Annotated in this window: 2 protein-coding genes; one reads left to right on the top strand and one right to left on the bottom strand. The window is 66.3% G+C overall.

Annotated elements, in window-relative coordinates:
- Positions 1-817: styrene monooxygenase/indole monooxygenase family protein (locus ON44_RS25790; RefSeq protein ID WP_305082464.1), on the top strand; the 817-nt coding region annotated here is incomplete at its 5' end.
- Between the two features lie 32 nt (positions 818-849).
- On the opposite strand, the gene ON44_RS25785 is transcribed toward ON44_RS25790, so the two are convergent.
- A partial coding sequence (locus ON44_RS25785; protein ID WP_040694761.1) for a cytochrome P450 family protein occupies positions 850-1,328 on the bottom strand: 479 nt, incomplete at its 5' end.

Here is a 1,328-nt window from a genome sequence, read left to right as displayed (position 1 = left end):
CACTCGGGCATCGCGAGACCTCGCCGCATGCTTCCCCGCTGACCCGAGCTGGTCGGTTCCGACCGAGCCGATGCGTCGACTGGCAGTGCTGTACCTCGACGGGGTCGAGCCCGATCCGGATGGCCTCGGAACCTACATAGCCCTGCCCGGCCACGGCGAAATCATCTCCTATCCGGGACTGACCGGTCCGCCCGGACAGGAAAGGCGTTGCGAAATACTGCTTTTCGAGGGATTGCCCGGCAGCGGACTGGATGTTTTCGCGCACACCGTGCCTGCCGAGCGACTGCCGCGGGCCGAACAACTCTTGCGACAGTATCTGCCTGCGGCACTTGCCGATCGGTATCGCAACGCCGAATTGACCGACGGTGGTGCGACGCTTGTCGGCGCCGTCCCGCCGACCATGCGCGAGCCGATCGGCACACTGCCCTCCGGCGCCCTCGTCCTGGGCGGCGGCGATGTCGTGTGCCGGATGGATCCCGGCGGTGCGCAGGGCGCCAACAGCGCCGCGCACTGCGCTGCCCAGTACAGCGCAGCGATTCTGGGCAATTCCACCGGCCCGTTCGACCGGGCTTGGATGAGTTCGGCAGCACAGCCGTGGCTGACCGCGATCGCCCACCCCGCGGCACGCTGGACAATGGCCGCACTCGACCCGCCGCCGGCCGTGCGGGAACTGATGCAGGCCGCACAGGATGACACCGCGCTGGCCGACGCCTTCGCCGAAACCTTCGTCCGCCCAGCGAATATGGTGAAATTCGCCGCTGCCGCGCCGGCCGAACACCCGGACGCCGATGCCTATGTCGATACCACACCCCACTGAGCGCGGCTGGATCGCCGAGCCCACCATGGCGGTCAGCGCGTCGTCGACGCCGGGAATTCCACAGGTAGGGAAACAAGAGCGCGGTGGAAAGGTCCGGGCCGCCAGTTCAGTTCATCGGCCGGCACGGCCAGCGTTAGATCGGGAAGGGCGTCGAGGAGCTGATCGATGGCATCCTGGGCGATCAGGTAGGCCGCCGTTCGCGCCGGGCAGGCGTGCGGTCCGGCGCCCCATGCCAAGTGCGAACGATTGCCGAGCTGCTCACCGCCGCTGATCGTTGGATCGGTGTTGCAGGCGGCCATGCTGATGACGACCGGTTCGTTGGCCGGCAACCAGATATCGCCGACCAGAATCGGTTGTCGTGGATAGGTGACGCAAAAATTGGCCATCGGCGGGTCTGCGAACAAGACCTCGTCGAGTGCGTCCCGGGTCGATAGGCTACCGCCCAACACATTTCCCGCGAACCGCTCGTCGGTGAGCATCAGCAGCAGCGTATTGACGATCAGATTCTGTT

The organism is Nocardia vinacea NBRC 16497 (assembly GCF_000308835.1).
Lineage (GTDB): Bacteria > Actinomycetota > Actinomycetes > Mycobacteriales > Mycobacteriaceae > Nocardia > Nocardia vinacea.
The sequence above is the reverse complement of the archived record's forward strand: the minus strand, read 5'-3'. Positions and strand labels throughout refer to the sequence as shown.